Origin of the sequence: Listeria weihenstephanensis (genome assembly GCF_003534205.1) — a bacterium.
Lineage (GTDB): Bacteria > Bacillota > Bacilli > Lactobacillales > Listeriaceae > Listeria_A > Listeria_A weihenstephanensis.
Genome location: NZ_CP011102.1, coordinates 1,352,412 through 1,378,381 on the forward strand (window position 1 = coordinate 1,352,412; position 25,970 = coordinate 1,378,381).

Consider the following 25,970-nt stretch of genomic DNA (forward strand, 5'->3'; position numbering starts at 1 on the left):
TTTTAATAGGCGCGTGCCTTGTTTTCGTAATCGGTAATCATGGATTCATGCTCCATTGTTTGGGCGATATCATCGAGGCCTTTGATGAACTTCTCTTTCCAGGTCGCATCGATGTCAAAATCATACGTCCCCACCGAGCTAATAACTTGTTGTTTCGGCAAATCGATAGCAATCTCTTCGTTCGCTGGAATTGCCGCCAATTTCACGCGTACTTCTTTTGGCAAACTAATTGGCAAAATACCATTTTTCGTGCAGTTCATGTAGAAAATATCACTGTATCCGCCGGCAATAATGACGCGGAAACGGTAGTCGAGTAAGGCCCAAGGAGCGTGTTCACGACTAGAGCCGCAGCCAAAATTATCGCCGGTGACAAGGATGGTAGCTTCTTGTCGGTCAGGAGCGTTTAGCGGAAACTCTGGATTCAAGGAACGATCAGGAAGATAGCGCCATTCGTCAAAGAGAAATTCACCAAATCCTGTTCGTTCGATACGTTTTAGAAATTGTTTCGGGATAATTTGATCGGTATCAATGTTATCGTTCATGAGGGCTACTGTTTTTCCTTTATGCAACACCATTGCTTCCATTTTGCCACACTCCTTTGCGAATATCGATAAAGCGACCGTTAATTGCGGCTGCTGCGGCCATTGCTGGACTGACCAAATGTGTTCGTGCGCCTTTTCCTTGACGTCCTTCAAAATTACGATTCGATGTGGAGGCACAGTGAACGCCGTCTGGGACTTGGTCGGGATTCATGCCAAGGCACATCGAGCAACCTGGTTCACGCCATTCAAAACCGGCATCGATGAAAACTTGATCAAGACCTATGCGTTCTGCAGCTAGGCGGACTTGGCGGGAACCAGGAACGACCATTGCGCGGATGCCAGATGCGACTTGATGACCTTTCACAATTTGGGCGGCTTCTTCGAGATCAGAAAGTCGTGAGTTGGTACAAGATCCGATGAACACATAGCCAAGATCGATTTCAGAAGCTGATTGGCCGGGTTTTAGTCCCATGTACTGATAGGCACGCTCGTCATCGATACTTTGGGTAGCTGGGAAGTTTTCTGTAACTGGAACGCCCATACCTGGATTGGTTCCCCAGGTAACGTATGGCGCAAGTTCAGAAACATCAATTTCAATGTCACGATCGTATGTTGCATCAGGATCACTCGGTAAAGTTGCCCAATCGGCGATAGCTGCTTCCCAATTTGTTGGTGCGTATTCGCGTCCTTTGATGTAGGCGAATGTGGTGGCATCAGGTGCCATCATGCCCATTTTAGCGCCGCCTTCGATCGACATGTTGCAAATCGTCATGCGTTCCTCCATCGTCATCTTCCGAACCGCTTCTCCGTAGTATTCAACAGCGTATCCGTTACCGAACGCGACGCCGTATGTTGCAATCAGATGCAGAATAACATCTTTTGCATAAACACCTTTTGGAAGGGTACCGTTGATTTTGACACCCATTGATTTTGGTTTTTGTTGCCAGATGGACTGCGTAGCAAGGACATGTTCTACTTCACTCGAGCCAATGCCAAAAGCCATCGCTCCGAAAGCGCCATGTGTTGCGGTATGCGAGTCACCACATACGATTGTTTTGCCAGGTTGAGTTAACCCCGTTTCAGGTCCGACCATATGCACAATCCCTTGACGCTCACTACCAACATCGGCAAGCGTTACGCCGAATTCTTCGCAGTTTTTACGTAAAGCATCGATTTGTTTTTTTGCAACGACGTCTTGAATGTTGAAAATGTCTTCGGTTGGGACGTTGTGATCCATCGTGGCAAACGTGCGATCCGTGCGGCGAACCTGTCTTCCTTCCATTCGCAATCCTTCAAAAGCTTGAGGGGAGGTAACTTCATGCACCAAATGCAGATCAATGTATAACAGTTGTGGTTCCCCTTCTTTTCCAAATATGACGTGACGATCCCACAATTTATCGAACATTGTTTTAGCCATTGTTATTCTCCTCCTTTAACTCGTTTTTTTACTTCATTTGTAAAATCAGTAGTCGATGTATTTCCGCCCAGATCTTTAGTTAGGAATCCAGCTTCCATTGTATCGGCAGCCGCTTTGTCAAGATAATCTGCTGCTTCGAAAAGTTGGAAAGATTGGCGTAGCATCATTGACACAGATGAAATCATCGACATCGGATTGGCAATGTTTTGACCGGCGATGTCTGGTGCGGAACCATGAATCGGTTCATACAACGATGGACCGGATTCTGGATGACTCGCGGATGGTAACATGCCCAGCGAACCAGTGATTACAGATGCTTCATCACTCAAAATGTCGCCAAACATATTTTCCGTAACAATCACATCAAAAGTAGTAGGGCGTTGAATGAGAATCATTGCTGCGGCGTCTACATATAGATGCTCCAGCGTAACCTCAGGATAGTGTTTGGAAACACGTTCTACAACTTGGCGCCATAGTTTACTAGATGCCAGTACGTTCGCTTTGTCCACCGAAGTAACCTTATTACGTCGCGTTTTTGCAAGTTCAAAAGCTTGAACAGCGATTCGCTCGATTTCGGAGGCGGTATACGTTAACGTATCCACCGCGCTAGTTTCATCCCAATGTTTTGGTTCGCCGAAATAAATACCACCTGTGAGTTCACGGACGACGATAAAATCGGTACCTTCGACAATTTCCTTTTTTAAAGGAGAGAGGTGCGCAATCGTGTTTGGAACTTGAATAGGGCGGATATTTGCGAATAGGCCAAGTGCTTTACGCAGTGCTAGTAGGCCTTGTTCTGGGCGTTTCGGTGCATCATCCCATTTCGGGCCACCGATAGCACCAAGCAAAATGGCATCCGCTTTTTGACAAGCAGCTAGTGTTGTTTCTGGAAGTGGGTCGGACAAGGCGTCAATGCCAGCCCCGCCAAATGGGTGTGTTTCAATTTTAAAATCGAGTTGGAATTTCTCGGCGAGGGTTTCGAGAATCTCTAGACCGCTCGCCATGATTTCTGGTCCAATCCCGTCGCCAGGAAGGGCTGTAATGGAATAGGTCACTTGACTGGTACCTCCTCGTTTGTTTGTTGTTTTGCCTCATTGGCTTTTGCGCTTGCATGAAGGTACGACTTGGCGGAAGCGGTCAGAACGTCATTATCAATGCCGATGCCATGATACGTTGCGCCGTCTTTGTCTTTGACGATAACATGAACCTCGGCTTGTGCATCGTGTCCAGCCGTAATCGCTTGAATCCGGTAATCGGTGAGCTCGATATCTTGCTCCATCAGGCGGTTAATCGTATTATAAATCGCTTCAATACTACCAGCCCCAGTTGCTGCATCTTCTAAAACAGAACCGTCTTCCGTATGAATGCGGACAATCGCGCCTTGTACGCCTCCCGTCACATATTGTACTTGCAAATGATTCAATTCATAATCATCCGCTTTCTCGGACGTTTGACCAAGAATAAGCGCGTGCAAGTCGTCTTCGGTCACATATTTTTTCACATCTGCCAAATGCTTGAATCGTTTAAACGCATCGTTTTTCTCGTCGTCGGTCATCGTGTAGCCGAGTTCCTCCATGCGAGTCACAAAGGCGTGACGGCCAGACAATTTACCAAGTGGCAACGAATTCTTCTCTACTCCGACAAGGGCTGGCGTGATAATTTCGTACGTCGTTGGTTCTTTCAAAACGCCATCTTGATGGATACCAGATTCATGCGCGTAAGCATTCCCACCGATAATCGCCTTATTGCGCGGTACAGGCATACCAGAAAGGCGGCTAATCAGATCACTCGTCTTCTTCGTCTGATTCAAAATAATACCGGACTCCGATTTGTAGTAATCATTGCGAATGTGAAGTGCCACAGCGACTTCTTCAAGCGCGGTATTTCCAGCACGTTCACCGATCCCGTTTACTGTTCCTTCCACGCGTCGCGCACCATTTTCAATAGCAGCAAGCGCGTTTGCAACAGACATTCCAAGATCATCATGACAATGTGTCGAGAAAATAACTTCGTCAAAACTCGGAATATTGTCACGCAAGTAGCGGAAGAGGGCACCAAATTCCGTCGGGTTCGTAAAGCCAACCGTATCCGGAATATTAATCACCGTCGCCCCAGCATCGATTGCCGTCTGCACAGCTTCTACTAGAAAAGCAGGGTCCGTACGCGTCGCATCTTCCGGCGAAAACTGCACAATCGGGAAAAGTTTCCGAGCATGCGCGACATGGTGTTTAATCGATGCCAAAACCTGTGGCCTGCTCATGTTTAATTTATGCTTCATATGTACATCACTCGTAGCAAGAAAAACGTGGACTTGGGCATTAGCCGCGTCTCGAAGTGCTTCATACGCTCGGTCAATATCACGTTCCACAGAGCGAGCCAAACCACAGACAGTAGCCGTTTTGATTACACTTGCAATTTCTTTTACTGAATGAAAATCACCATCAGACGCGATAGGGAATCCAGCTTCAATCACATCAATCCCATAAGTTTCAAGCTGACGCGCAATCTGAATTTTTTCCTGCTGATTAAAATTGACGCCTGGCGTTTGTTCGCCATCACGTAGTGTTGTATCGAAAAATTGAATATAAGCCATAATTTATCCACCTCATATTAGAAAAGGGGGCAGCGTATCGACAAACACTCATCTTCGTCGTTAAAGTCTGTGCGCTGATGCTCATGTACAAGTCGTACATTCCGCTCCAGTGCTCGACTTTGCCTAGAATCTAAGTATTTGTCGAAACGCTGCAGGTTTCCTAAATCCCCATTTCTCTTCCTATTAGTTTTGTGGTTTAACGAAAGGCATCATTTCGCGCAAGCTCGCACCAACTGCTTCGATTTGGTGTCCTTTTTGCTCTGCGCGCAGACGATGGAATTCTTTGAAACCATTTTTATTATCATCAATAAATGCTTTGGCAAAGTTACCGTTTTGGATGTCCGTCAAGACTTCTTTCATTGCTTTTTTCGTGTCGCTCGTTACAACGCGTGGGCCAGAAACATAATCGCCGTACTCCGCTGTGTTTGAGATCGAATCACGCATTTTTTCCATGCCGCCTTCATACATCAAGTCAACAATCAATTTCAACTCATGTAATACTTCAAAATAAGCAAGTTCTGGTTGGTATCCAGCTTCCACTAATGTTTCGAAACCAGCTTGCACTAAATGCGTTGTACCACCACATAGAACGGCTTGCTCACCGAATAAATCGGTTTCTGTTTCTTCTTTAAATGTCGTTTCGATAACGCCAGCACGAGTTGCGCCAATGCCTTTTGCGTAAGATAAAGCGACATCTGTTGCTTTTCCAGTAGCGTCTTGGTAAACCGCGAATAAACCTGGAACCGCGCCACCCTCAACGAATGTACGACGAACTAAATGTCCTGGACCTTTTGGTGCTACTAAGAACACATCCACGTCAGCAGGTGGTTTAATTACGTCAAAATGAATGTTAAAACCATGCGCGAAAGCTAATGCATTGCCAGCTTCTAAATTCGGCTTGATTTCAGCTTCATAAGTATCTCCTTGCGTTTCATCTGGTAAAAGGATCATCACAACATCCGCCGCTTTTGTCGCGTCTGCCACAGATAAAACTTCAAAACCGTCATTGCGCGCAGCTTCAGCAGATTTTCCTTCACGAATCCCAATAATGACATTGTTCCCGTTATCGCGTAAATTTTGCGAATGGGCGTGGCCTTGTGAACCATATCCAATCACCGCTACTGTCTTACCATCGAGCGCGTTTTCTTTTACCGAATCTTCATAATATACTTTTGTCATTTTTCCTAACCTCCATAAATTATCTTTTTATATTTCTCAGAAAAAGGATTTCTGGGATTCAAAATTTGTCGCAAGCCCAATTGCAAGTTAGGCGAGAGGACCTTTCTTATTTTGCGCTTCGAGTAAAACCAGTGACACCTGTACGTGCCATTTGCTGAATCCCATAAGGACGAATACTATCAACAAAAGCATTGACTTTTTCACTCGTACCAGCGACTTGAACAACGACACTTGTTTTACCAACGTCAATGATCGTCGCACGAAAAGGCTCGATAATCGAATTCAGTTCCGCGCGGTTAGCAGCAGGGGCGTTAACTTTAATCAGAGCCAGTTCACGCTCCATATGCGGATCATCGGTAATATCACTCACTTTCAGCACATCAATTTGCTTGTTTAACTGTTTCGTCACTTGTTCAATTTCATAGAGTGAATCGACATGAACGACGATGGTGATGCGAGAAACATTCGGCGTTTCGGTCCAACCAACAGAGATACTATCAATATTGTATTGGCGACGAGAGATAACGCCGGTAATCCTATTCAACACACCACTTGAGTTGTTGACAGTTGCTGTAATGATACGTCGCATTTATTCCACTCCTTCCATTTGATGATTCGCTTTACCAGGTGGGATCATTGGCAAAACAAGTTCGCTAGGTGATACAACGCAATCGATAACAATTGGACCAGGATAAGCAAAAGCTTCCTTCAAATCCGCCGCTAACGTTTGGGGATCAGTAAGCCGAACACCTTTGACACCGTAAGCCTCCGCAAGTTTCACGAAATCTGGCTGACTCTGGAAAATGGAGTGAGAGTAGCGTTCATTATGGAACTTCTCTTGCCACTGACGCACCATTCCAAGCGATCCGTTATTAATAATGACTGTTTTCAAATTAATATTATAATCATTCAAAATAGCGAGTTCCTGATTCGTCATCTGGAAACCACCATCACCAACAAAAGCGACAACCGTTTGTTCAGGATAAGCAAGTTGTGCACCAATGGCAGCTGGGAAACCAAAGCCCATCGTACCAAGTCCACCGCTCGTCATAATTTGGTGATCATGACTAAACGGATAAAATTGCGCGACCCACATTTGGTGCTGGCCAACATCTGTTGCAACAAGTGCTTTGCCTTCCGTAATCTCCCCAATAATCTCAATCACTTTTTGCGGTTTAATTTCAGCTTTAGAATCACGATTATACGTGAAAGGATGGCGTTCTTTACGCGTCATATTTAGCTTATACCAATGCGTTTTATCCGTTTCATCGGTTATGCTCATCTCAAGTAACTGTGTCAACGTTTCTTTAATATCCGCAACAATCGGAATTTTCGTTGTTAGAACTTTGCCGATTTCCGCAGGATCAATATCGATGTGTGCAATCACCGCATGTTTTGCGAATTCCTTAGGCGCACCGACCATTCTATCATCGAAACGCGATCCAAAATTAATCAATAAATCGGGATCTGTGAGCGCCATGTTTGCCGCATAAGATCCATGCATTCCGCCCATTCCGAGGAAGAGGGGATGATCTTGTGGAAAACTACCAAGCCCGAGTAGCGTATTGACAACGGGAATCTGATAACGCTCTGCAAAATCGAGCAGTTCGGCCGTCGCACGCGAATGATTGACACCGGCACCAGCCAGAATCACCGGCTTGCTGGAAGTCGCCAAAGCTTGCATCAATTTTTCAAGTTGCATACCGTTTGGTTTTAATGTGGGTTGGTAGCCTGGAAGATGAATCGTATCATCGTTTACCGTATCTGTTGTTGCGAGCGACATATCTTTTGGAAGATCAATCACGACAGGACCTTGACGGCCAGTTGTTGCGATGTGGAACGCTTCTTTTATAATTTTAGGGATATCTTTCACATCACGTACTTGGTAATTATATTTCGTGATTGGAATTGTGAGCCCAATCATGTCTGCTTCTTGGAAGGCGTCCTTACCGATACCAGGAGTGGCAACTTGACCAGTGAAAATGACCATCGGAATCGAATCGCTCATCGCGTCGGCAATCCCCGTTAAGGCATTAGTTGCTCCTGGACCACTTGTGACTACGACAACACCAGCTTTTCCTGTCACACGCGCATAACCTTCTGCTGCATGTACCGCGCCTTGTTCATGGCGAGTTAGGATATGTGGGATATCGCAATCATAAAAAGCGTCATATAATGGGAGAACAGCCCCACCAGGATAGCCAAATATCATCTCCACATTTTGGGCATTCAATGCATCAATTAACAGCTGGGCACCGCTTTTCGTTGTTGTTTGCTTTTCTACTTTGATCATTTTCTTCACCTCTCCTTATCACTCTAAGAAATCGTCTGGAAGTTGCAACACGCCACCAGTGTGAGCAGAAGTCACGAGTGCAGCATAGCGAGCCAGATAGCCTTTTTTGATTTTAGGTACAAATTTAGGAACCCCAGCGCGGCGTGCCTCTAACACATCAGGCGCTACGTCCACGTTCAACGTCCGATTCGGTAAGTCAATCACGATTGTATCGCCATCTTCAATCAAGGCAATCGGGCCACCAGAAGCCGCTTCGGGAGAGATATGTCCAATTGCGATACCACGCGTCGCACCAGAGAAGCGACCATCCGTAATTAGCGCCACATCTTTTCCAAGTCCGCGTCCAACGATAGAAGACGTCGGAGCAAGCATCTCAGGCATTCCAGGACCACCACGAGGACCTTCATAACGAATCACGACCACATGACCTTCGCGAACCGTATGATTATCAATCGCTTCAACAGCTGCGTCATGAGAGTCGAAACAAATCGCTTTCCCAGTAAAGACGGATACCGATGGATCCACGCCACCGACTTTGATTGCCGAACCTTTTGGCGCAATATTTCCGAAAAGAATGGAGAGACCGCCCGTTTTCGTATACGGGTCTTCTTTTGGATGAATCACGTCCGTATTATTAATTTTCGCATTTTCCACATTTTCACGAATCGTTTTCCCAGTCACCGTAATTCGGTCGGGATGGATCGCATTTCCGAGGTCGACAAGTTCCTTCATAATTGCGGGAACACCGCCAGCTTCGTGAACATCATGCATCGAGTACGCAGAGGATGGCGCGATTTTGGAAAGGTAGGGAACACGACTTGCGATTTCATTAATACGTTCTAGATCGTAATCGATTTCCGCCTCGTTCGCTAAAGCCAAAACGTGAAGCACAGTGTTTGTCGAGCCCCCCATCGCCATATCTAGCGCGAAAGCATCATCAATCGCATCACGCGTAATAATGTCGCGAGGACGAATATCTTTTTTCACGAGATCCATCAAGTGGAACGCTGATTCACGGATCAATTCGCGGCGAGCTTCGGATACTGCAAGCGTTGTGCCGTTAAATGGAACCGCCATACCGAGTACTTCCATCAAACAGTTCATCGAGTTCGCTGTAAACATCCCAGCACACGATCCACACGTCGGACAAGCATTCGCTTCCATATCTAAAAATTCTTCTTGGGACATGCTGCCTTCTTTAAAAGCACCAACTGCTTCGAATACCGAAGATAGCGTCAAGGCTTTACCAGTAGCAGAAAGTCCAGCCTTCATCGGGCCACCAGAACAGAAGATTGCCGGCACGTTCGTACGTACAGAAGCAAGCAACATACCAGGCGTGATTTTGTCACAGTTTGGAATATACATAACGCCGTCAAACCAGTGGGCGTTGATAACCGTTTCGGCTGCGTCCGCGATAACTTCACGACTCGGAAGGGAATAACGCATCCCGATATGGCCCATCGCAATCCCGTCATCGACACCAATCGTATTAAATTCGAAAGGAATACCGCCAGCTTCACGAATCGCTTCTTTTGCAATATCCGCGAGTTCTCTTAAATGCACATGACCCGGAACGATATCAATATACGAGTTACAAATGGCGATAAATGGTTTATCCATATCACCTGGACTTTTAATTTGACCAGTTGCATGTAGAAGACTCCGAGCTGGAGCTTGTTCGACACCTTTTTTGATTTTATCACTACGCATGAGTATATTCCCCGTTTCTTTATTATAATTGTTGGTCGACGCTGAATTTTTAGAATATATCAACTAGCATGACCTTTTGAGATGAAAAATGACATTGATAAGGCGATTTGGCAACAAAAAAGCACCCCATTTTTGAGTTAAAAAAATGGGATGCCTAGATAAGTATCCCATTTAATAATAAACAGGATCTAAACGACTGCTTGTTTTAAACAGTGTTCCAGACCCTTGCTAGAGTAATAAAATTGTAATGACGTAATTTCGGTTAAATGTTTTCATAAGTCATTAGCTCCTCTTCATCAAATTTGGGATACTTCGTAAATTCGTATGTAGCCTATGTGAATTTAATAAATATCAATCAATGTAATATTATTATTAATTATAGCTTTTGACAGGGAAATGTCAACCATTTTTTGAAAATTTGTTGCTTTTGGATTTCATTGAAAAACGGGAATATATAGCTAAATGCTTTGAAAGGGAATGGTGTAAGCGGATACAAAAGTTATGAAAAAAGTTTTCGAAAAATTAAGATGTGGTAATAATAACAGGTGATATTCTGCAAAATGATTGCGTAATAGTGGATAATTTGATAGTTTTAGAAGTAAGAGAAATGAATGGAAAGTAAGGTTTTGACATGGGGAAATTAGAAACGGAACGCTTATTGTTGTTAGAATATAATTTGGATTGGATCAAGGCGACGATTGCAGGCGTGGATGAACTGGAGCGAGTATCAGGCTACAGCGTGTCCCCAGAATGGCCTGGCATCGATTTTTTCTTCTACTTGCCATATGTGTTAGAGAATGTAAAAAAAGAGCCTGAGATGACGAAATGGACGCATTTGATTGTGCTGAAGGAAGAGAACAAGATCATCGGTGAAATTGGAGGACAAGGGAAGCCTGATGAAACGGGTGAAATTGAGCTGGGATACAGTATTGTGCCTTCGTATCAAAATCAGGGATATGTGACAGAAGCCTTGTGTGAGTTACTGATTTGGCTCAAAAAACAACCAGAGATCAAACGAATCTTTGCTCGTAGCTTTGAAAATAATCCGCATTCTATTCAAGTTTTACGAAAATCAGGATTTGTGTACCAAGAAGATCAGGATAAGATGGAGTCGCGCGGTACCATTTTATTATGGGAATACCCAATGGAAGACGGAGTACAATGATAATTATTCCGTCGGGGAAGCCGAAGATTTGGGATAAGCAGCCAGAAGAAGGCGCAGTAGAGGCAAGATTCGCTTATACAGGGAATTTCCATCAATTATGTAAAGCGTATGCGGAACAATTTGACGGGGATTATCTTATTTTGTCGCCGAAGTACGGTTTTTTGAAGCCTGATTCACACGTTTTAGGAACCTATGATGTGAGATTTACAGCAAAAGGCGTGAGTTCGGAGACGATTTCTATTTCCGAATTGACACAGCAATGGCAGACGCTTGGTATAAAGCAAGAAATAATTATCATGCTTGGGGGAAAGAAATTCAAATCACTGCTCGAGATGATCACAAATGGCGAACAAGTATTTGTTTTTCCATTGCACGGTGCAAGAGGAATTGGCGACATGCAAAAAAGGCTCCGCACAGCACTTGATACTGGCAAGCCTCTTAATTAACCGATAGTAGAAATAATAAGCAAAGCGATACCGATGAGCAGAAACATCACGCCCATATCGGTATTTTTTCGTATGAAGAAGTAGATCGTTTGTAAAAAAACGAGGACTGCGAGCGCAATCACGATCGTATGGAGCATGCATATCACTTCCTTAATCTTGAAAAATAGCTTTGATCTTGTCTAGAAGATTGGTTTTCCCAGTGGGATCTTCTGGGGTCACGGGCGTTTCATGAAGGTGCGTGTCTTCCCGATTGATTTCGTGATCTTCTGTTAAGACAAGCCCAATTGGCGTATCATCTGTTTCACGTGCGACAATCGAAAACGGCATTTTGTGTTTTTCGGCTAACATGATGTAAGAGCGCAATATTTCATAAGAAATAGAGCCGTTTAGCAGTAGTTTCGCCTTCGGATGATCTTTCATTTCCTGTTCTAATTCCTTGGTGCAAAACTTTTCAAAAACTTCTTGCTTCGACATCTGAATTTCGATGCGTTCTCGGAATGTTCCGAGGTATTTTTTTCGTTCCGCAGGGTTGATTTCCTTAGCACCATGTATCCCACGATCGATATAATCATCAATGCTTTCTGGCATACTGATTCTCCTTTGTTGAGGCTATTAGGAAGCGTAGTTTGCTGAGACTTAGAGCGTCAATATGCATGTGAGCGGAAGTGAGCATGTAATCCTTCTGGTGGGTGCCGAACGTGAATGACTGCATTCTCATGATAGGATTACTAGACTATTCAGCGTTTACAGCATACATAAGAGACCAAGCACTTAATTATTCCTAAATATTAGACTCGAAATTTGAAATATTAACTGGTATAAAAATAAAACCAGCTACCTATTAACCTTAATGATAGCAGGTTAGTGGGTAGCTGGTCAACCTTATTCGATGATGTTTTTGGTGGGGCATGGGATAAAGTGAATATATCCTGTCTTTGGGGTTGTTTTGGGTCTTAATTTGCTGGATTTTGGATTAGCTCTTCGTTTTTGTTGAAGTTTGGCGTTTTGAAGGGGTGATGTCTCTCTGTTTGTGCGGTGCTTGCTCCTTGGTCGCCTTCGGATCTAGCTCCAACAGCCAGCCTCTCGGAATTTTCGGTGCCTCCGCAAAAACCAAGTACGGGTTTTCACTGCGCCCCCTAACAAATTCTGTCGAGGCTAAACGGGCTGTTTGCGCTTTTCTCTATTCAAACCACTCAAACCCATCCTGTGACACTAATTTATCCGCTTCTTTTGGTCCCATTGTTCCGGATGTGTAGTTCGGGAAGTGTTCTTTTGTATTTGACCATACGTCGGCTACTTTATCAACGAAATTCCACGATAGGGATACTTCATCCCAATGTGAGAAGTACGTTGCGTCACCATTTAGGCAGTCTTGAATCAGTTTTTCATAGGCTTCGGGTGTGTTCATGCCGTCTGGTGAGGAGTGCGCATAATTTAAGTTGATCGGCATCGTCATCATTCCTTGACCTGGTTCTTTTACGTTCATGTGTAGTGTGATACCCTCATCTGGCTGAATATGTATCACGAGTACATTTCCTCCAATAGATTGTTGAGGTCCGAAAAGATTCATCGGCACATCTTTAAATTGAATGGCGATCTGCGTTGCTTTTTTAGCGAGACGTTTACCAGTTCTAATATAAAATGGAACGCCACTCCAGCGGAAATTATCAATCATTAGTTTAGCGGCTACAAATGTTTCTGTATTTGAGTCAGGATCTACGTTTTCAGCTTGGCGGTAACCTACAAGTTCTTTACCATCAACCGTTCCAGGACCGTATTGACCGCGAACGAAATATTTATAGACATCGTCACCTTGAATCACGCGTAATGAACGGAGTGCACGAACCTTTTCATGGCGAATTTCTTGTGTTGTTAGCTTAATAGGTGGTTCCATTGCAAGCAAGGAAACGATTTGTAAAATGTGATTTTGAACCATATCACGAAGTGCGCCGCTTTCTTCATAATAACGACCACGATCTTCTACACCGAGCGTTTCACTAAGCGTAACCTGAACATTGTCGATATAACGATTATTCCAAAGCGATTCAATGATCGAATTCGCAAAACGGATCACAGAAATATTTTGAATCATCTCTTTACCAAGATAATGGTCAATACGATAAATTTCATTTTCATCAAAAGCGAGGCGAAGTGACTCATTTAGTTCCTGGGCGCTTGCTAAATCACGACCAAATGGTTTTTCGATGATAAGGCGACTGAAACCAGTATTATCGACAAAACCTTCTGACTTTAATCGACTAGCAATCGTTCCAAAGAAATTAGGTGCCATAGCAAGATAGAAAAGGCGATTTCCTTGAAGTTCATATTTTTTATCAAGTTCATCAGATAAATTTTTCAACTCAACATAGGATTCACGGTTGGTTACATCATGCGATTGATAATAGAAATGCGATGCAAAATCTTGTGGATCAAAACCGTCTTCCTCAATGCCTTTTAATGATTCCACGACCTTTTCACGGAAGAAATCATTTGTCCATGGCCGACGAGCAGTACCGATTACCGCAAAATTCTCTTTTAAAAAGCCCTTCGTGAAGAGATGGTATAGAGAAGGGTAAAGTTTGCGATTCGCTAGATCTCCCGTACCACCAAAAATTGTAATTAAAGCTACTTGTTCTTTCACCTCTGTCATACGTGCTTACCCTCTTTCATTATTTCAATGAGGTCTTATACTGTCGAAAATAGCTCCAACATAGAAAAAATACAATCATAGTTACCTCATTATTCCTTACTATTTTAGCGGTTTGATTTCTAATGTGCAACTGATTGAGCTGAAAAAATTTTATAAAAGGGTAAAACGGGGGATAGAGAGGGAGAAATGTGGTATTATAAGATGAAAAGCGTAAACAGCCCGTTAGCCTCGACAGAAATTGTTAGGGGGCGCAGTGAAAACCCTCTTTTGGTTTTTGCGGAGGCACCGAAATTTCCGAGAGGCTGGCTGTTGGAGCTAGATCCGGAGGCGCAAAACATGACGCAGTGCAAGGAACGAATGCTCTCTACGTTCGCACTCGTATTGAGGCTCTAAATCGGCGAACGATGCCTCATAAGAGCCACAACATAGGGGGCGCAGTGAAAACCCTCTTTTGGTTTTTGCGGAGGCACCGAAATTTCCGAGAGGCTGGCTGTTGGAGCTAGATCCAGAGGCGCAAAACATGACGCAGTGCAAGGAACGAATGCTCTCTACGTTCGCACTCATATTGAGACTCTAAGGAAATACAGAACATTTCCTAAGAGCCACAACAAAGCGTAAACGGCCCGTTAGATCCGAAGGCGCCAACCTAAAAACTAACCGACAAACCCTAAGATTCTACTTACTCTAGATCCCTAACTTCAATTTAAACTAAGAGTACATTCAAAATATGGTGTCGCAAGAACCATTAGCACATGCATATCAAGGCTCTAAAACGCCTCACTAAGAACAACCACATAACCCCATCAACCAACGAAAGGATTGTGAGTCAACCATGGAATTAATTTTCCTCGGGACAGGAGCAGGTGTCCCTTCCAAAGGCCGTAACGTAACGGCGATTGCGCTCACAATGTTAAACGAGCGAAACAGTATCTGGCTTTTTGATTGCGGAGAAGCAACGCAACATCAGATTTTAAGAAGTTCTATAAAATTAAGTAAACTAGAAAAGATTTTTATCACACACTTACACGGAGATCATATTTTTGGCTTACCAGGACTCATTAGCAGTCGTTCCTTTCAAGGCGGAGAAACACCGCTGACTATATACGGTCCTGCCGGGATTGAGAGTTTTATCCGCACAAGTTTAGTTGTAAGCGGAACACACCTCAAGTACCCTCTCGATATCGTTGAAATAAAGGACGATCTTGTATTCGAAGACAGTGAATTTAAAGTAACTTGCAAAGAGCTAGATCACGGTATTTTGAGTTATGGATACCGAGTGGATGAGGCTGATAAAACGGGATCGCTTGATGCGGCTGCCATTTCAGCGCTTGGGGTAAAACCAGGGCCAATTTTCAAGGAATTAAAAGATGGTAAAACAGTGAAACTCGAAGACGGGAGAAGCATCAATGGTCGTGATTTCATCGGACCCACAAAAAAAGGACGGACGATCACGATTTTCGGCGATACGCGAGCGACAGCAACAGAACTTGAACTGGCAAAAAATGCGGATGTCATCGTTCACGAGGCTACGTTTGGATCTGAAATGGGTGATATGGCGGGTGAATACATGCATTCTACTACGATAGAAGCTGCAACTTTAGCAAAAAAAGCAGATGCGAAACAGCTCATTATTACGCATATAAGCTCCCGATACACGCGTGAGGATAATCGTATTTTGGTAGATGAGTGTCGTCAAATTTTCCCGAATACAGAAATAGCAACAGATTTTGCGATATTCGAACTATAAAGGAGTTTGACAAGGATGAATGATTTTTTAAAAGACAAAACGGTTCTGATCACAGGGGCTTCAAATGGGCTTGGCGCAGAGATGGCAAGGCAGGTTGCGCAGCAGGGAGCGCATACAATTTTAACCGCTCGACGTACAGAAAAATTAGCAGATTTAGCAGCTGATATTGAAATGAAATTCGATGTGAGCAGCCGATATTTCAAAATGGACATGACCGATTTTGCGGAGATTGAACAAGTGGCTGAACAGCTTGGCGACACAAAGGTTGATGTGTTGGTCAACTGTGCTGGGTTTGGAATTTTTGAAGAAGCAGTAACGACTGATTTTGATACAGTGGAGCGGATGTTTGACACCAATGTACTTGGTTTAATGCGATTAACACAACTTATCTTACCTCGTATGATAGAGCGTAAATCGGGCCATATTATCAACATTGCCTCTCAAGCTGGGAAAATTGCTACCCCAAAATCATCTGCATATTCGGCAACGAAATTCGCAGTGCTCGGCTATTCTAATGCGCTAAGAATGGAAGTAAAGCCAGATAATATCAATGTAACAACGGTAAATCCTGGCCCCATTGCGACGAGCTTTTTTGATATCGCGGATAAATCGGGCAACTACTTAGATAACGTTGGTTTTCTCGTTTTAAAACCAGAGAAAGTAGCTGCTAAAATTGTGGCTATTATGGGGAAAGGAAGACGCGAAATCAATTTGCCTTTCTTGATGAATATCATTTCACGAACTTATCAAGTGATGCCTCGTGTTATTGAATTTTTTGGTAAAGGCTCGTTTGAGAAAAAATAAGCGTGTCCAGTGAGATTTCGGTCTTGCTGGATTTTTTTATTTACCTACTTCGTTCTTGCTTTATAGGAATAAATGAGGTATTATTAATAAATAGAACAAACGTTCGTTTTTGTGTGAAGGGCGATGAAGTTTATGGATAAGACGCGTAAGATAATTCATATTGATATGGATGCTTTTTTTGCTTCTGTAGAGGAGCGTGATCATCCTGAATACCGAGGGAAGGCGCTTATTATCGGTGGTGACCCAAACAAAAGAGGCGTTGTTTCAACCTGCTCTTATGAGGCAAGGAAATATGGTGTTCACTCTGCAATGCCGACAAAGCAAGCCTATAAATTATGCCCACACGGTATTTTCATTCATGGGAATATGGAGCATTACCGTGAAGTTTCTATCCAAATCCGAGAAATTTTTCACCGCTATACAGATCTGGTAGAGCCAATGTCACTTGATGAGGCTTATTTAGATGTGACGGAAAATAAGAAGGGTATCAAGTCTGCCATGCGTATTGCCCTCGAAATTCAGCACGCTATCTATCAGGAACTTGGCTTAACAGCATCGGCTGGTGTTTCTTATAATAAATTTATTGCAAAGATCGCCTCAGATTATAAAAAGCCTGCAGGTATGACAGTTGTACTGCCAGATGAGGCTGAGGCATTCCTTGAGAGCCTTCCTGTGACAAAATTTCACGGCGTAGGCAAGGTAACCGCAGAGAAACTTCATGGCCTGGGTATTGAAACAGGTGCCGATTTAAAAGCTTGGGACGAATGGGATCTTATTCGTGAGCTTAATAAACAAGGTTATCGATTGTACCGAGCAGTAAGAGGTCTATCTGACTCGAAAGTAAACCCACATCGGGAACGCAAATCCGTGGGGAGAGAAACGACTTTTGCAAATAATATTTTTGATGAGCGTGAAATGCAGGATATGTTATTTAAGTTCGCCAGTAAAATAGAGGAATCTCTCGAAAAAATTGGAAAGCACGGCAAAACAATTGTTTTAAAGCTCCGTTACAGTGATTTTAGCACGATTACGCGACGACTATCATTAACGGAGTATACAAGGGACGCTAGAATGATCTATGACGCAGGATTGAGCCTACTTCGTGATGTTTATAGTGGAGAAGAAAGTGTTCGATTAGTAGGTTTGACTGTCACGAATTTGAAGCCACTCCATTTTGAAAATTTAAAGTTAGAAGGTTTTTAAAATACCTATTTACTATTTTGCATATTGCGCTTAACATGAAGGTAAAGATAGGAGGATGAGGGATGGATAAGTGGGTGCTCGGAAGTTTTATATTGGTAGTGGTGCTTATCATATCGATTATTTCGATGGCGGCTATAGGGATTTTCAAAATGAAAAAAGGAAGATTGAATAGTTATTTTGTGCATCGTATGGTGAGTGGTCAAATATGGCGTCATATTCAAAGATCTGAGCAGGCTATTACTTTGACGCCAAAAGTACAGCGCCTCCTTATTGCTAGCCATATGAGCCTAATGACCGCACTTGTATTCCAATTGATTTGGACCGTGGGTATAAATCAATTGGATTGGGATATTAGGTTAGTTAGTATTTCTTTCATATGCATTGCAATGAGTATCTTGCTTAATATTTGGGCCAATAGAGCATTTAAGCAAAAAGATTTAAATTATGGAAAAAACCCTTAAAGCATGCTACAAGATACTATTTTAAGTAGCAATGGTTATACAGAAAAGTGCTTTACTTGATTATTTTGATATAGAAAAAAAGCTGTCATCGTTGGGGGGACAGCTTTTTCAGAACAAAAAGAAGACCACTAAAAAGTGATCTCCCTGTAGCATTATTTCATTTCCAATAAACGATCTTTTAGCTCTTGTTCCATGGATACAAGTTCTTTTTCTGCTACGGCGCGTTTTGCACGGCCTTCTTGTTGAATCTTCAATGTTTCTTGCAATGTCTCAATCAAGCTAGATTGTGTCTCTTTTAATGTTTCGATATCTACAATCCCTCTTTCGTTTTCACGAGCTGTCTCAATGGCGTTTGTCTTCAGCATATCTGCATTACGTTTAAGCAGTTCATTTGTTGTTTCTGCTACTTGACGTTGTGCTTCAGCAGCTTGTTGTTGACGCAATAGTGTAAGTGCAATAGCTACTTGGTTTTTCCATAATGGAATAGCAGTCATGATAGAGGACTGAATTTTTTCAGCAAGCACTTGGTTTGTGTTTTGAATCAAGCGAATTTGCGGTGCTTGTTGGATGGTAATTTGGCGACTAAGCTTTAAGTCATGTACGCGTTTTTCAAGGCGATCCGCGAATTGTGTTAGGTCATTTACCTCTTGGAAATCCATCTGATCGCCAGATTGTTCCGCTTTTTTACGTAGTTCTGGAAGGAGCTTTGTATTGATTTCTTCTTGTTTTAGTTCTCCTGCTGCGATGTAGATGTTGAGTGCTTGGAAATAGTCTTTGTTTTTATCATAAAGCTGTTCTAAGAAGGAGTTGTCCTCCATTAAACGTTTCTTCGCATGTTCTAATTTGAGGGCGATACGGTCGATTTGTGTACCCATTTTTTGATATTTGGATGTGATTTCGTTGATAGACTGTTTGACACGAGAGAACATTTTTGTGAAAACGTTCTTGTTTCGTGCAGCAAGTTCATCAGGATCTGCTTCTTGTAAACGGAACATGAGGTCGCTGATGATCTCACCGATGGGCCCAACATCTTGTTTTTGAACTTGGTTGAGCATGGAGTGAGAGAAATCATGGAGTTTGGCTTGTGCGGGTGCTCCGTATCCAAGGATTGCTGCTTGATTGCCAGGCTCGATTTGCTTAGCAAGTTCGACTGCTTGACGACGGTTCGCCTCAGGTAGCATATCAACAAGACGTGGTGCTTTGTCTGTCTCGTTGTTTACGATTTCTTTCACGGATGGGGAACCGTTTGTACCGAATGGATCAGCAAGAAGATCATCTAAGGTTTTATTAAAGTTGCCATCGATAACCTCTGCTTTTGGTTGATCATATGTGGGTGTTTCTTTTGTTTGAAATTCAGGCTCGTTTGACTTTTGGTTCTCGGTCATTTTGGTGTTCTCCTTTCAAATTTCTTCTCTTGTTTGGAGATTGAGTTTTTTGCTACTTCTAATTCAAAATCAAGACTCGAAACATCTTTATTTAGAAGTGAGAAGAGATCTTTCTCGATAACGCGACCTAAATCGTTAAGTAGGGAGCGCGTATCAGAAAGTGTTTGGTAAATCTTCTTGTCTTTTACAGGTTGGCTATCTAGGAAAGCATATTTTTCAGTAAGTTCAACAAGGGAATCAAGATGGGAGAAGAAAAAGTCTTCCGCATCATAGAAACGTTTTGGTTCTTCTTTCACGATGCCATAAATACGTTTTGTTAGTAGTAGTGTCTTATCGCGTTCTTGGAAAGTAAACAAAGTGCGATGTGCAGACGTAATTTTTTGGAGACGAAGTATCTTCGCACGTGATTCTTCCAAGTTGATGCGAATGTATTTATATTCTTTCTTTGTAAGACCAGTCTGAATAGCATGTGCCTTATCTCCAGCTCTGGCAGAAAAGAAGAATAGGACAGCAGCAACGACAAGCGTCACGATGCTAATAAGTAACCAGTTATTCACGAAAATGTTTGCCAGAATACCGAACAAAACAAGTGTCAGAACGATCGAGCCGGTGAAGGCCATAAATTTTTTAAAAACTACCATGTCTATCTTCTCCTTAGGCTTCCTTATTTTTTTTAAGGATTAAGTATTTGTAAAAATTGTTTCAAAAAATCGTTTGAAAAGGCTAACTGATTTGACTATATCATACCATATTGACAGAAAAGATGTTATCAGTCGTGCGATGTAAATTGCCCTCGGTCTAGGTTATGGTATAATGATAAAAATAAGTGAGAAATGGAGTGAGGGCATGGATTCATTAGAGGAAAAGACGGTAAAATCAGAGACTATTTTTGAAGGCAAAATTGTTAAATTAGTGGTGGACGATGTTGTTTTGCCAAATGGTGCGATGAGTAAGCGTGAAATCGTGAAGCATCCAGGGGCTGTTGCGGTTATTGCGATTACACCAGAAAATAAAATGATCATGGTGGAACAGTTCCGTAAACCTTTGGAAAATACAATCGTAGAAATCCCAGCTGGAAAAATTGAACCAAATGAGGCGCCAGAATTAACGGCAGGCCGTGAGTTAGAAGAGGAAACGGGATATAAAACAGAAGATCTGACGCATCTTGTTTCATTTTATACCTCACCTGGTTTTGCGGATGAGCTGTTACATATTTATTTAGCGGGAGATATACACAAACAAGCGAACCCACTACAGGCAGATGAGGATGAATTTGTGAACATTTTGGAAGTAAGCTTGGACGAAGCGTTACAGTTAATAGAAGAAAACGTGATTTGTGATGCAAAAACAGTGTATGCGGTACAATATTGGCAATTACGAAACGCGATAAACTAAGAGGGAAGGAAGTTTGTTATTATGACAGCTATTTTTCTACATTTTACGGGGAATTGTCGGGACGCTTTGAATTATTACACATCTATTTTTGAGGTGGAGGCAAAGGGTGTCGCTACGTATGGAGATGCTCCAAAAAATTCAGATGAACCGGGACAAAGCAATGGAAATACGGATAAAATCATGTATAGTGAGATCGATGTCAGGGGTACTCGTGTGATGTTATCTGATATGCCTGACGGGATCCCTGCTACGGTTGGCGATAATGTTAGTATTGTGATTGAAAGTGATGATTTGGATGATTTAAAAACACTTTATGCTAAATTTGAGCAGGATAGTCAAATTTACATGCCATTAGAACCGACTTTTTGGAGCGATGGCTATGCTATGATTGCTGATAAATTCGGGATACAATGGCATTTTAGTTATGGAGAGTTTCGCACGAATGAAGGATTATAAGCAAGGGCGTGTCAGGGGATTGTGCTGGCGCGTTTTTTCGGCTCTTTGTCAATTGTTGGGGTGAAATATCGAGGTACAAGCTAGGGAAATAGTGGCTTGTACCTCTTTTTAGCCTACAGAAATGTCAAAATTTTTGATAAAGTGCTGGGCAAGTATTTTGGCGCGGAACCGTGAAAAGTTTTGATAGCCATAAGAAGTACGCTTGATGACCTTGGTTCGGTTGTTAATTCCTTCTACGAAACCATTGGACAGATGTGGGTAAATGAAGGCATTGATGATTTCTGTTTCCCAGCGTCGGAAAGTACCGATAGCTTTTATGAATTCTGGAAGCTGTTTGTCTTGTACGAGTTGATAGAAATCGTGTAAGGATTGACGAACGTCGCGGCGTTCTTGTGCTTTATTGGCATCAAACCAAGCCTGATAGGCTTCCTTGATGGTGTAGGCGGTTTGTAGATCAGGGTGCAAGCTTAAGTAACGGCGAATGATGCTTTTTTGCGCTGTATCCAGCTTATGAGATCGCTTGAAAAGGAGTTTTTGTATCCGTTTCCCGTGTTTTCGATCTTTTTCTGAAAAACGCTGTTGGACACGAACGCGGACTTTATTCAGCGCCCAATAGATGTAGCGAGAGAAGTGGAAAGAATCGGCAATAATAACTGGTTTGTCAAGAGCTTGTTGCACAGCGTTTTTGAAGGTCGAGCTCAAATCCATGATAACCATCTCTACCTGATGCCCGCGTTCTCTTAAATAACGTTGAATGGTTTTGGCGCGACGGTTTTCTAAGATATCAATGGGGCGACGAGTCATGGGGTCAGCGATAATGAGTTGGAATTTGCCTTTGTCGGTATCTCCCTTGAACTCATCGATAGCGATGACTTTAGGAAGAGCGACGGGAGGCGTGGAAAAGGCTTCTGTACGCGCGTCGAATAGGCGCATAATTTTAGGTGCGGTGGTTCCAAACGTTCTGGCAGTATAGGTAAAGGAGGGGGCAGAGATACTATGGAAAAGGGCTGCTTGATGCCAAGATGTCGAAAAACGCTGATAGCGTGCCACAAGTCCTTGATTTTTTTCATCAAATGATTTTCCGCAGGAACAAGCATATCTGCGTTTTCGATAGTGCACATAGACACGTTTTTCTGCGACTTTTAGATGTTGGAAAGTGTGCGTACGATAGTCTTTAATGCGATCTGTCCGTGTTTTACAAGAGGGGCAGGCATGTTTTTTTCGTTTTAGTTGGATATGAATGTGGCAGATATGATTTTCAATCGAATAATCAAGAAGTTGGATGTTTTTATTTTCTAAACCGATGAGTTGTATGATAAAATGGTCTGGCATGGTAATATCGCTCCTTTGGATTGGGTTTCGTCACTTTTATCTTAAAGGATTTTGATATTACTGTGTATTTTTTTGTCTTGAAATGAGAACAAAAAAATGCGGAGGTAGATTATTTTCTACCCCAACATTTATTATAGAACCGTTTTTTCATGTGGTTTTAGTGGAATGAAAGGAGGGAATAGTTGCGGGTTGACTGTATGGTCAATCGTGAATTGGAGGGGTATAAAATGAAGGCGATAGAGATAACGGATTTGACGAAATTTTATCATAAGAAGAAAGCGATTGAAGGCGTGAATTTGACCGTAGATGAGGGCGAATTATTTGGATTTATTGGACCAAATGGCGCTGGAAAGTCAACAACGATCAAGTTGCTGCTTAATTTTATTTATGCGTCAAGTGGGCATGCCACCGTTTTAGGGAAAGATATTGTGAAGGAATCGGCTGCTATTAAAAAGATGGTCGGTTATGTACCGAGTGAGGTTCGTTATTACCCGCAAATGACGGCGAACGATATTATTGGTTTTGCTGCGAAATTCCACCAGATTGATCAAGCGACGATTCAGATGAAGCGCTATTATGAGATGTTTGATATTGATCCACATAAGCGTTTTGGGGATATGTCACTTGGAAATAAGAAAAAAGTGGCGATTGTTGCTGGTCTAATTACAAAGCCGAAGTTATTGATTCTTGATGAGCCGACGAATGGGTTGGATCCTTTGATGCAACATCATCTTTTTAAAGAAATGACGCGTCAAAATAAAGAAGATGGTATGACGATCTTTTTATCTAGTCATAATTTGCGGGAGATTCAGGAATATAGTTCGCGTGCGGCGTTTATTCGCGATGGCCAAATTGTTGCGTTAGAAAATATTGCGGATAAGGAAATGGCTGGGAAGGTTATTGTGCTTAAAGGGAATGATCTGCCAGTGACGGCGCTTGTGAATGCGGGAGCGAAAGTGGTAGAAACAACGGAAACGACTGCGCGACTCACGTTTGATGGAAATGTGCAGACGGTATTACCGATTCTTAGTGCCGATGGGATAAAGGATTTATCTATTACAAATCAAGAGTTGGAAGATAAATTCTTGACGCTCTATGAAGGAGGGAAGACAAAATGAACATTTTAAAAATTGAGTGGAAAACACATTTCAAGAGTCTACTCGTTTGGTCGGGTGTTGTGGCGCTTATTCTAGGCATGTTTATGGCGTTTTTTCCTAGCATGAGTTCAAGCGGTATGCAGGAATTGGTGAATACGAAGATCGATGCGTTACCGAAAGAAATGATGAACGTTTTGCATATTAGTTCAATGGCTGATTTGACGAAAATTGATGCTTATTTTGCGTATGTTTTTCAATATATTTTTATTGCGGCGTGTGTGTATGCTGCGATGATTGGGGCTCAAGCGCTTGTAAAGGAAGAAACGGACGGTACGATTGAATTTTTATATGCGCAGCCGATTACGCGTTCGGAACTCGTTGCGTGGAAAATGGTTGGGAATGTGATTTCTTTTGTGGCTTTTTGGGTGATTACGTTTGTTATTTCGTCGATACTTGTTATTTTTTTGAAGCAAGATGGTGCGAATACTGGAGATTTGATGAAGTCTCTTGTGCGGATTTTTTCTAGTGAACTGCTTATTGCGGTGTTGTTTATGATGGCTGGTTTTTGTTTTTCAGCGGTTGTGCATTCGGCAAAACAGGCGACTCCTGTGGCATTGGGACTTGTTTTCTTCACGTATATTTTGGGAATTTTATCTGGACTCAATGATCATGTGGATTTCTTTAAATATTTTTCACCGATTAACTTTGCGATTCCGTCTGATCTTTTAGCAGCACCTATGGAGAGTGTGAATGTTTGGATTGCGTCGATTGCGCTACTCATTTTTGCGGTATTAACGTTTGTTTTGTATAAGAAAAAGGATTTGAAAGTGTGATGGATGATAAGCGTGATAAAATTTTAAAAGTTGCGGTGGAAGAGTTTGCAGAACACGGTTATAAGGCAGCGAGCACGAATCAAATTTGTGAGGTTGCTGGTGTTTCGAAAGGGCTTATTTTTCATTATTTTGGCTCGAAGGAAAAGTTATACACGGCAGCTGTAGAGTATTCGATTGATTTAGCGATGGTGGAGGTACCGGTTAGCGATATGCCGGTGGGAGATTTTGTGCAGATGGCGATCTGGTCGACGAAGCAAAAATTGGATTTTAGTAAAAAGTATCCAGCGGTGTTTCAATTGATTATGCAGTCATTTGCGAGCCCACCGCCAGAAATTGCTGAAAAATTGGCATCATATTATGCGGAATTGATGAATATACAAGATATTTATGTGAATCAGATTTTTGAGAATATAACGTTGCGTGCGGATGTTGCTTATGAAGATGCACATGATGTGGTGGTGGGGCTTTTTGAATATACGATTAAACTAGCGACGGAGTACATGCAAGGACACCCAGATGCTACGATGGAGGAAATGCAACCTTTGGGTGATAAGTTTATGAATATGATGGCTATCGTCGAACGTGGTATGGTTGAAAAATAGGTGATATAGCCCTTAAATTATCTTTTTAGCACAAAAAACACGGTAGATAAGTTGTTTATATCCTCATTTTATGATACAACATAACTATGCAATAATTGAAGTTATTACAGGAGAAGGAGCAATAACAATGAGTGATAGAGTGGCTGTGACAAAAGAGCAAATTATAGAGGAATTACAGCAAATGGTGAAAGTGCAGGGGCGTGTTCCGAGGACGAGCATGTATCCGAACTTCGAAAGAGCAAGGCGACTCTTTGGTTCTTGGCCAAATGCATTAAAAGCGGCAGGCCTGGAAAATGAGCAAAAACGTTCGTATAAGGAAGAGTTCTTAACTGCTGAGGTACAGCGACTTGCGCAAGAATTAGGACGTCCGCCGATCAGTGGCCCGCATGAGTTTCCACTGTATATGTCTGTTATGGAATATTATGATTCATGGGAAGATTTCTTGGAACACGCTGGGCTAAGAAAATATGCCAGCGAAGATGAGGGCGCGGAAGTGAAGGAAAAGCTGATTCTTGATATTTTGCAGATGGAGAAAATTATGCGACGCTTTCCAACGATGAGTGAATTTAAAGATTACCGATTGGTTCGTTATTATTTTGGCAGCTGGAAGGCTTTTAAAGCAGCTTGTGAAGAGAAGAAGATGGAACTTTCCTAAATCAA

At 42.5% G+C, this 25,970-nt stretch carries 26 protein-coding genes; 12 read left to right on the forward strand and 14 right to left on the reverse strand.

Annotated features, from left to right (window positions below; genetic code table 11):
* Window positions 1–2: 2 nt before the first annotated feature.
* The 8 genes from leuD to ilvD all read right to left on the reverse strand — a co-directional run bounded on the left by leuD (window position 3) and on the right by ilvD (window position 9,734).
* Window positions 3–584: a 3-isopropylmalate dehydratase small subunit gene (leuD, locus tag UE46_RS06590; protein WP_036062493.1), complete on the reverse strand. Its 582-nt coding sequence runs from the start codon at window positions 582–584 to the stop codon at window positions 3–5.
* The gene (leuC, locus tag UE46_RS06595) at window positions 562–1,959 is read right to left on the reverse strand and encodes a 3-isopropylmalate dehydratase large subunit (protein WP_036062491.1); all 1,398 of its coding nucleotides are present in this window, start codon (window positions 1,957–1,959) and stop codon (window positions 562–564) included. The genes leuD and leuC overlap by 23 nt, the downstream gene beginning before the upstream one ends.
* 2 nt (window positions 1,960–1,961) lie before the next feature.
* Window positions 1,962–3,014, reverse strand: a complete 1,053-nt coding sequence (leuB, locus tag UE46_RS06600) for a 3-isopropylmalate dehydrogenase (protein ID WP_036062488.1) — start codon at window positions 3,012–3,014, stop codon at window positions 1,962–1,964.
* The gene (locus UE46_RS06605; protein WP_036062486.1) at window positions 3,011–4,552 is read right to left on the reverse strand and encodes a 2-isopropylmalate synthase; all 1,542 of its coding nucleotides are present in this window, start codon (window positions 4,550–4,552) and stop codon (window positions 3,011–3,013) included. The genes leuB and UE46_RS06605 overlap by 4 nt, the downstream gene beginning before the upstream one ends.
* Before the next feature lie 183 nt (window positions 4,553–4,735).
* Entirely contained in the window at window positions 4,736–5,731 is a 996-nt protein-coding gene (gene ilvC / locus UE46_RS06610) for a ketol-acid reductoisomerase (protein ID WP_036062484.1), read from the reverse strand.
* A gap of 106 nt (window positions 5,732–5,837) precedes the next feature.
* A complete protein-coding gene (gene ilvN, locus UE46_RS06615; protein ID WP_036062481.1) occupies window positions 5,838–6,320 on the reverse strand; it encodes an acetolactate synthase small subunit in 483 nt (160 codons plus the stop codon).
* Window positions 6,321–8,024: a biosynthetic-type acetolactate synthase large subunit gene (gene ilvB / locus UE46_RS06620; protein WP_036062479.1), complete on the reverse strand. Its 1,704-nt coding sequence runs from the start codon at window positions 8,022–8,024 to the stop codon at window positions 6,321–6,323.
* A gap of 18 nt (window positions 8,025–8,042) precedes the next feature.
* On the reverse strand, window positions 8,043–9,734 hold the full coding sequence (gene ilvD, locus UE46_RS06625) for a dihydroxy-acid dehydratase (RefSeq protein ID WP_036062478.1): 1,692 nt from the start codon (window positions 9,732–9,734) through the stop codon (window positions 8,043–8,045).
* A 631-nt stretch (window positions 9,735–10,365) separates the two neighbouring features.
* Between ilvD and UE46_RS06630 the strand changes: the two genes are divergently transcribed.
* Both UE46_RS06630 and UE46_RS06635 read left to right on the forward strand, forming a co-directional pair.
* Complete coding sequence (locus UE46_RS06630) at window positions 10,366–10,899, forward strand: GNAT family N-acetyltransferase (protein WP_036062475.1); 534 nt, start codon at window positions 10,366–10,368, stop codon at window positions 10,897–10,899.
* Entirely contained in the window at window positions 10,866–11,345 is a 480-nt protein-coding gene (locus UE46_RS06635) for a DUF6884 domain-containing protein (protein ID WP_077912585.1), read from the forward strand. Before UE46_RS06630 ends, UE46_RS06635 begins: the two co-directional genes overlap by 34 nt.
* Here the strand turns inward: UE46_RS06635 and UE46_RS16290 are convergent.
* From UE46_RS16290 to zwf, 3 genes are all read right to left on the reverse strand, one after another.
* Window positions 11,342–11,482 carry a hypothetical protein gene (locus UE46_RS16290; RefSeq protein WP_185424476.1) on the reverse strand — a complete coding sequence of 47 codons (141 nt, stop codon included), beginning with the start codon at window positions 11,480–11,482 and terminating at the stop codon, window positions 11,342–11,344. The two genes, UE46_RS06635 and UE46_RS16290, sit on opposite strands and share 4 nt — an antisense overlap.
* A gap of 13 nt (window positions 11,483–11,495) precedes the next feature.
* Entirely contained in the window at window positions 11,496–11,933 is a 438-nt protein-coding gene (locus UE46_RS06640; protein ID WP_036062469.1) for a YueI family protein, read from the reverse strand.
* 592 nt (window positions 11,934–12,525) lie between these two features.
* Window positions 12,526–13,995, reverse strand: a complete 1,470-nt coding sequence (gene zwf / locus UE46_RS06645; protein ID WP_036062466.1) for a glucose-6-phosphate dehydrogenase — start codon at window positions 13,993–13,995, stop codon at window positions 12,526–12,528.
* An 832-nt stretch (window positions 13,996–14,827) separates the two neighbouring features.
* Between zwf and rnz the strand changes: the two genes are divergently transcribed.
* The 4 genes from rnz (at window position 14,828) to UE46_RS06665 (ending at window position 18,210) form a co-directional block, all read left to right on the forward strand.
* Window positions 14,828–15,742, forward strand: coding sequence for a ribonuclease Z (gene rnz / locus UE46_RS06650; protein ID WP_118907489.1), 915 nt, complete (start codon window positions 14,828–14,830; stop codon window positions 15,740–15,742).
* Between the two features lie 15 nt (window positions 15,743–15,757).
* Complete coding sequence (locus UE46_RS06655) at window positions 15,758–16,546, forward strand: SDR family NAD(P)-dependent oxidoreductase (protein WP_036062463.1); 789 nt, start codon at window positions 15,758–15,760, stop codon at window positions 16,544–16,546.
* A 132-nt stretch (window positions 16,547–16,678) separates the two neighbouring features.
* Entirely contained in the window at window positions 16,679–17,749 is a 1,071-nt protein-coding gene (gene dinB, locus UE46_RS06660) for a DNA polymerase IV (protein WP_036062461.1), read from the forward strand.
* 62 nt (window positions 17,750–17,811) lie between these two features.
* Window positions 17,812–18,210 carry a hypothetical protein gene (locus UE46_RS06665; protein ID WP_036062459.1) on the forward strand — a complete coding sequence of 133 codons (399 nt, stop codon included), beginning with the start codon at window positions 17,812–17,814 and terminating at the stop codon, window positions 18,208–18,210.
* Window positions 18,211–18,362: 152 nt separating this feature from the next.
* Here the strand turns inward: UE46_RS06665 and UE46_RS06670 are convergent, their stop codons facing one another.
* Window positions 18,363–19,595 (reverse strand): toxic anion resistance protein, encoded by a 1,233-nt coding sequence (locus UE46_RS06670; RefSeq protein ID WP_036062457.1) that lies wholly within the window; start codon window positions 19,593–19,595, stop codon window positions 18,363–18,365.
* A complete protein-coding gene (locus tag UE46_RS06675) occupies window positions 19,592–20,236 on the reverse strand; it encodes a 5-bromo-4-chloroindolyl phosphate hydrolysis family protein (RefSeq protein ID WP_036062454.1) in 645 nt (214 codons plus the stop codon). The genes UE46_RS06670 and UE46_RS06675 overlap by 4 nt, the downstream gene beginning before the upstream one ends.
* Before the next feature lie 205 nt (window positions 20,237–20,441).
* Between UE46_RS06675 and UE46_RS06680 the strand changes: the two genes are divergently transcribed.
* A complete protein-coding gene (locus UE46_RS06680) occupies window positions 20,442–20,990 on the forward strand; it encodes an NUDIX hydrolase (protein WP_036062453.1) in 549 nt (182 codons plus the stop codon).
* A 21-nt stretch (window positions 20,991–21,011) separates the two neighbouring features.
* Window positions 21,012–21,446: a VOC family protein gene (locus UE46_RS06685; RefSeq protein WP_036062451.1), complete on the forward strand. Its 435-nt coding sequence runs from the start codon at window positions 21,012–21,014 to the stop codon at window positions 21,444–21,446.
* 108 nt (window positions 21,447–21,554) lie between these two features.
* Here UE46_RS06685 and UE46_RS06690 read toward each other — a convergent pair whose 3' ends face one another.
* Entirely contained in the window at window positions 21,555–22,778 is a 1,224-nt protein-coding gene (locus tag UE46_RS06690; protein ID WP_118907367.1) for an ISL3 family transposase, read from the reverse strand.
* Window positions 22,779–23,005: 227 nt separating this feature from the next.
* Here UE46_RS06690 and UE46_RS06695 point away from each other — a divergent pair, with 227 nt between their 5' ends.
* The 4 genes from UE46_RS06695 to UE46_RS06710 all read left to right on the forward strand — a co-directional run bounded on the left by UE46_RS06695 (window position 23,006) and on the right by UE46_RS06710 (window position 25,965).
* Window positions 23,006–23,896, forward strand: a complete 891-nt coding sequence (locus tag UE46_RS06695; protein WP_036061341.1) for an ABC transporter ATP-binding protein — start codon at window positions 23,006–23,008, stop codon at window positions 23,894–23,896.
* Window positions 23,893–24,708: an ABC transporter permease gene (locus UE46_RS06700; protein ID WP_036061338.1), complete on the forward strand. Its 816-nt coding sequence runs from the start codon at window positions 23,893–23,895 to the stop codon at window positions 24,706–24,708. The genes UE46_RS06695 and UE46_RS06700 overlap by 4 nt, the downstream gene beginning before the upstream one ends.
* A complete protein-coding gene (locus UE46_RS06705) occupies window positions 24,708–25,310 on the forward strand; it encodes a TetR/AcrR family transcriptional regulator (protein WP_036061337.1) in 603 nt (200 codons plus the stop codon). Before UE46_RS06700 ends, UE46_RS06705 begins: the two co-directional genes overlap by 1 nt.
* 127 nt (window positions 25,311–25,437) lie before the next feature.
* Complete coding sequence (locus tag UE46_RS06710) at window positions 25,438–25,965, forward strand: homing endonuclease associated repeat-containing protein (RefSeq protein WP_036061335.1); 528 nt, start codon at window positions 25,438–25,440, stop codon at window positions 25,963–25,965.
* Window positions 25,966–25,970: the final 5 nt, after the last annotated feature.